This is a genomic window from Roseomonas sp. TS2, assembly GCF_058833935.1.
Map to the genome: position 1 here is coordinate 1 of NZ_JCACVY010000253.1, position 4,920 is coordinate 4,920.

The following is a 4,920-nucleotide window of genomic DNA, read 5'->3' on the forward strand; positions in this document are numbered from 1 at the left end:
CCTGCCAATGGGCGTTGTTGGAGAGGCTGAGCTTGGCCAGCGGGTCCTCCTCCAACGCGTCGGCGCCGCATTGCAGCATGATGGCCTGCGGGCGGAGGTGGCGGATCACCGGCATCACCGCATGGTGCAGCAGGTAGGCGAATTCCGTGTCGTTCAGCCCCTGCGGCACGGGGATGTTGCGGGCGTGCCCTCCGGCGCGGTCCTCCAGCAGGCCCGTGTACGGCCAGCGCCCCGCCTCGTGGATGGAGAGGGTGAAGACGCGCGGATCGTCATGGAAGGCGTCCTGAACCCCATCGCCGTGATGCGCGTCGATGTCGAGGTAGAGGATGTTGGTCAGGCCGAGGTCCAGCCAGGCGAGCAGGCCGAGCACCGCGTCGTTCAGGTAGCAGAAGCCGCTGGCACGGTCCGGCCGGCCGTGGTGGGTGCCGCCCCCTGGCACATGCACGGTGCCGCCCTGCGCGGTGAGGCGCGCGGCCAGCATGACACCGCCGGCGCCGGTGGCGGGGCGGCGGAACACCTCGCGATAGACCGGGTTGCCGCGCGCGCCGATGTGGTGGCGCTCGCGCGCTTCGGGCGGCACGTCCTGCGCCGCCTCGGCCGCCACCAGCGCCGCGATGTAGTCCGGGTGGTGGAAGCGGGCGAGCTGCTCCGGCGTGGCGCGCGGGCTGTCGATGTAGCGGGCCGGGTCCAGCCAGCCCAGCGCGCCGATCAGGTCCAGCGCCGTGGAGACGCGGGGGATGGCGAGCGGGTGCTTCGGCCCGTAGGTCGATTTGCGGTAGATCTCGGACCCGATCAGCAGCGGCGCTTCCATCGGCGCAGCATGTGGGGCGGCGCCCCGCTTCGCAAAGGGTCGGCTTGCGCCGCTGTCATCGCAGCGGCATAGAGTTGTCATCCTCCGGGGGGAGTCCGATTCGCGGGCTGAGAGGCAGGGATGGGCCCTGCGACCCCTAGAACCTGATCCGGGTCATGCCGGCGAAGGGATCGGTGATCGCAATGGCGCCCTCGCTTGGCGTGTCCCTGCCTGGAATCCGTCTCGGCGGCCGTGCCGTGCTCGGCCGGCTCGCGCTCGATTTCGCCGGTGGCGAGGTCACGGCGCTGCTCGGCCCCTCCGGCGTCGGCAAATCCACCCTGCTGCGGCTGCTGGCCGGGCTGCTGCCGGCGCCCGAGGGCACCCGCATCGCCCCCGCCGATGGCCTGCCGCTCGCCGGCCGCATCGCCTGGATGGGCCAGCAGGACCTGCTGCTGCCCTGGCTGACGCTGGCGGAGAATGTCGGCCTCGGCACCCGGCTGCGCGGGCAACGCCCCGATGCGGCGCGGGCGCGCGACCTGATCGCGGCGGTGGGGCTGGCGGGGCGCGAGCGCGCCCGCCCGGCCGAGCTTTCGGGCGGCATGCGGCAGCGCGCGGCGCTGGCCCGCACGCTGATGGAAGACCGCCCCTTCGTGCTGATGGACGAGCCCTTCTCGGCGGTGGACGCGCCGACCCGGCACCGCCTGCAATCCCTGGCTGCCGGATTGCTCCAGGGACGCACCGTGCTGCTGGTGACGCACGACCCGCTGGAGGCGCTGCGCCTCGCCCACCGCGTGCTGGTGCTGCGCCCCGGCGAGGACGGCGCCGTGCCCGAGGATCACCCGATGCCCCCTTCCCCGCCGCTGCGCGCCGCGCACGACCCGGATGTGCTGGCCGCCCAGGCGGCGCTGCTCGAACGTCTGGCGGAGGCGGCATGAGGCCGCTCATCGCCGCGATCGGCCTGCTGCTGGCCTGGGAAGGCTATGTGTGGTGGAGCGAGGTGCCCCCCTTCCTGCTGCCGGCGCCGACGCGCGTGGCCGCGGCGCTGGTGGCGCGGTGGGACATCCTGCTCGGCCATGCCGGCACCACCGCCACCGAGATCGTCCTTGGCCTGCTGCTCGGCACGCTGCTCGGCATGGGCACGGCGCTGCTGCTGGCGGCCTGGCGCGGCGCGCGGCGCTGGGTGCTGCCGCTGCTGATCGCCAGCCAGGCCATCCCGGTCTTCGCCATCGCGCCGCTGCTGGTGCTGTGGCTGGGCTATGGGCTGGCCAGCAAGGTGGCCATGGCCACGGTGATCATCTTCTTCCCCGTCGCCACCGCCTTCTATGACGGGCTGCGCCGCACCGAGCCGGGCTGGCTCGACCTCGCAGCCACCATGGGCGCCGGGCGCGCCGCCGTGCTGTGGCGCATCCGCGTGCCGGCGGCGCTGCCCGGCCTGGCCTCCGGCCTGCGCGTGGCCGCCGCCGTGGCGCCGATCGGCGCCGTGGTGGGCGAGTGGGTCGGCGCCTCGGCCGGGCTCGGCTACGTCATGCTGCAGGCCAATGGCCGCAGCCAGACGGACATGATGTTCGCGGCGCTCACCCTCCTGGCCGCCATGGCCATGGCGCTGTGGTTCGCCACCGACCGGCTGCTGCGGGCGCTGCTGCCCTGGCAGCCCGACCAGCTTTCCGAAGAAGCGTGAGGAAACCCATGACCCCGATCTCCCGCCGGGCGCTGCCGGCGCTCGCCGCCCTCGCCCTGCCCGCCGCCACCGCCGGGGCCGCCCAGGCCCAGTCACCGGCCCAGTCCCCGGCACAGGCTCCGGCGCCCGCCGCCACCGCCACCCCGGCCAAGCTCACCCTGCTGCTGGACTGGTTCGTCAACCCCGACCACGCGCCGATCATCGTGGCGCAGGAGGGCGGGCACTTCGCCCGCGCCGGGCTGGAGGTGCGGCTGGTGGCGCCGGCCGACCCGAACGATCCGCCCCGGCTGGTGGCGGCGAAGCAGGCCGATCTCGGCGTCTACTACCAGAAGAACCTGCACCTGGCGGTGGACCAGGGCCTGCCGCTGGCGCGCGTCGGCACGCTGGTGGCCACGCCGCTCTCCACCCTCTCCGTGCTGCGCGACGGGCCGGTGAAGCGGCTGGAGGACCTCAAGGGCAGGAAGGTCGGCTTCAGCACCGCCGGCTTCGAGGAGGTGGCGCTCGACACCATCCTCGGCACGGTCGGCCTCTCCTCGCGCGACGTGACGCTGGTCAACGTCAATTTCGGCCTGTCCTCGGCGCTGATGGCGGGGCAGGTGGATGCCATCCTGGGCGGCTTCCGCAATTTCGAGCTGCACCAGATGGAGATCGAGAAGCGCCCCGGCCGCGCCTTCTATCCCGAGCAGCACGGAATGCCGATCTATGACGAACTGATCTACGTGGCGCACCGCGACCGGGTGAAGGACCCCGCGCTCCGCCGCTTCATGGACGCGCTGGAGGCCGCCACCACCTTCCTCGTCAACAACCCGGAGGAGAGCTGGACCATGTTCATCGCCGGCCAGCGGCGGGAGCTGGACAACGAGCTGAACCGCCGCGCCTTCAAGGATACGCTGAACCGCTTCTCCCTCGCCCCCGCGGCGCTCGATGCCAACCGCTATCAGCGCTTCGCCCGCTTCCTGGAGGGGCGGAAGATGATCCGCGCCGTGCCGCCGCTGGAGCAGTATGCGGTGGAGCTGCCGGTGGCCTGACGGCACCTTCCACGATATAGGTATATATTCCTTTACTGCGGCGCGGCCCTTTTGCTAGGAAAATAAGCCTTAGCGAAAGGGTCCGCCATGCTCTCCGCCGCGCAATTCCAGCAGCTTTTCCCCGGGGCGCCCGAGGCGCACCGCAGCGCCTTCCTCGCCTCCGCCACGGCGCTGTTCCACCAGGCCGGGCTGCACGCCCGGCCGGCGCGCTGCCATTTCTTCCTGGCCCAGCTCGGCCATGAATCGGAGGGGCTGCGCCGGGTGGAGGAGGATTTGTCCTATTCCGCCGCGCGGCTGATGCAGGTGTGGCCGGCGCGCTTCCCCACCCTGGCGGCCGCCACGCCCTGCGCGCGGAACCCCGAGGCGCTGGCCGAGCGCGTCTATGGCGGCCGCATGGGCAATGACCGGCCGGGTGATGGCTACCGCTACCGCGGGCGCGGCTATCTCCAGCTCACCGGGCGGGATGCCTACCGCGCCGTGGGCGCCCTTGCCGGCCTGCCGCTGGAGGCACAGCCCGAGCTGGCCGCCACGCCGCAGCACGCCCTGGCGGTGGCCTGCGGCGTCTGGGTCTGGAAGGCGCTGAACCCCTATTGCGACGCGGGGGACTTCACCGGCCTCAGCCGGCGCATCAATGGCGGGCTGGTGGGGTTGCAGGACCGCTTCGCCTGGCTGGCGCGCGCCCAGGCCTGCCTGCCCTGGCCGGGGCTGGAGCAGGTGCGCGCCGTGCAGCGCCTGCTCCGCGCGCGCGGCCTGTATGACGGCTCGATCGACGGCATCCTCGGCCGCCGCAGCCTGGCCGGGCTGGCGGTGCTGCGCGCCGAGGCCGGGCTGCCGCCGGGCGGGCTGGATGGCGCGGTGCTGGCCCTGCTGCCGGCCGGGGATGGCGCCGCGCCGGCACGCGCCGCCTGAGCGGCCCCACACTCTCAAGTTGACTTTAGCCCGGCCGCCATGCGCTGATTTCGCCCGATAGGGAGGAAGAAACAGGCGTGGCCGACCGGGCGAAGCTCTGGTCCGTCTCCGCGCTGGCGCGCGAGTTCGGGCTCACCGCGCAGGCGCTGCGCTTCTACGAGGCGCGCGGCCTGCTGCACCCCCGCCGGCAGGACGGGGCGCGGGTCTATGACTACCGCGACCATGCCCGGCTGCGGCTGATCCAGAAGTTCCGCCACCTTGGCTTCTCCCTGGAGCAGATCGGCGAGTACCTGGCGCAGTACCGCGCCGGGCGGCCGAACGCGGCGCAGTTCCGCCTCGGCCTCGCCCGCATCGAGGCGCGGCTGGCCGAGCTGCGGCAGATGCGCCGCGAGCTGGACGAGACCATCACCGAGCTGGAGGCGATGCGGGAGGATGCGCAGGCGCGCCTCCGCTGCGCCTGCCACGACGCTGCCTGAGGGAGACCGCCACGCATGCCCGCCTACCACCCGCCCACC

The 4,920-nt window shown here is 73.0% G+C and carries 6 protein-coding genes and 1 riboswitch; of the genes, 5 read left to right on the top strand and 1 reads right to left on the bottom strand.

The window, feature by feature from the left end:
• A partial coding sequence (locus ACZJYS_RS22615) for an arginase family protein (RefSeq protein WP_493180409.1) occupies window positions 1–811 on the bottom strand: 811 nt, incomplete at its 3' end.
• A gap of 77 nt (window positions 812–888) precedes the next feature.
• Window positions 889–999, top strand: a riboswitch (TPP riboswitch).
• On the opposite strand from ACZJYS_RS22615, the gene ACZJYS_RS22620 reads away from it, so the two are divergent.
• The 5 genes from ACZJYS_RS22620 to ACZJYS_RS22640 all read left to right on the top strand — a co-directional run bounded on the left by ACZJYS_RS22620 (window position 994) and on the right by ACZJYS_RS22640 (window position 4,881).
• A complete protein-coding gene (locus ACZJYS_RS22620; protein ID WP_493180410.1) occupies window positions 994–1,725 on the top strand; it encodes an ABC transporter ATP-binding protein in 732 nt (243 codons plus the stop codon). Its footprint overlaps the riboswitch before it by 6 nt.
• The gene (locus ACZJYS_RS22625) at window positions 1,722–2,468 is read left to right on the top strand and encodes an ABC transporter permease (protein WP_493180411.1); all 747 of its coding nucleotides are present in this window, start codon (window positions 1,722–1,724) and stop codon (window positions 2,466–2,468) included. The genes ACZJYS_RS22620 and ACZJYS_RS22625 overlap by 4 nt, the downstream gene beginning before the upstream one ends.
• 8 nt (window positions 2,469–2,476) lie before the next feature.
• Window positions 2,477–3,496: an ABC transporter substrate-binding protein gene (locus ACZJYS_RS22630; protein WP_493180412.1), complete on the top strand. Its 1,020-nt coding sequence runs from the start codon at window positions 2,477–2,479 to the stop codon at window positions 3,494–3,496.
• Between the two features lie 87 nt (window positions 3,497–3,583).
• Entirely contained in the window at window positions 3,584–4,405 is an 822-nt protein-coding gene (locus ACZJYS_RS22635) for a hypothetical protein (protein WP_493180413.1), read from the top strand.
• A 77-nt stretch (window positions 4,406–4,482) separates the two neighbouring features.
• Window positions 4,483–4,881 (top strand): MerR family transcriptional regulator, encoded by a 399-nt coding sequence (locus ACZJYS_RS22640; RefSeq protein ID WP_493180414.1) that lies wholly within the window; start codon window positions 4,483–4,485, stop codon window positions 4,879–4,881.
• Window positions 4,882–4,920 lie beyond the last annotated feature (39 nt).

Excerpts from the sequence above, each read along its gene's own strand:
- ACZJYS_RS22625 (WP_493180411.1), top strand. The coding sequence starts at position 1,722 with ATGAGGCCGCTCATCGCCGCGATCGGCCTGCTGCTGGCCTGGGAAGGC.
- ACZJYS_RS22630 (WP_493180412.1), top strand. The coding sequence starts at position 2,477 with ATGACCCCGATCTCCCGCCGGGCGCTGCCGGCGCTCGCCGCCCTCGCC.
- ACZJYS_RS22620 (WP_493180410.1), top strand. The coding sequence starts at position 994 with ATGGCGCCCTCGCTTGGCGTGTCCCTGCCTGGAATCCGTCTCGGCGGC.
- ACZJYS_RS22635 (WP_493180413.1), top strand. The coding sequence starts at position 3,584 with ATGCTCTCCGCCGCGCAATTCCAGCAGCTTTTCCCCGGGGCGCCCGAG.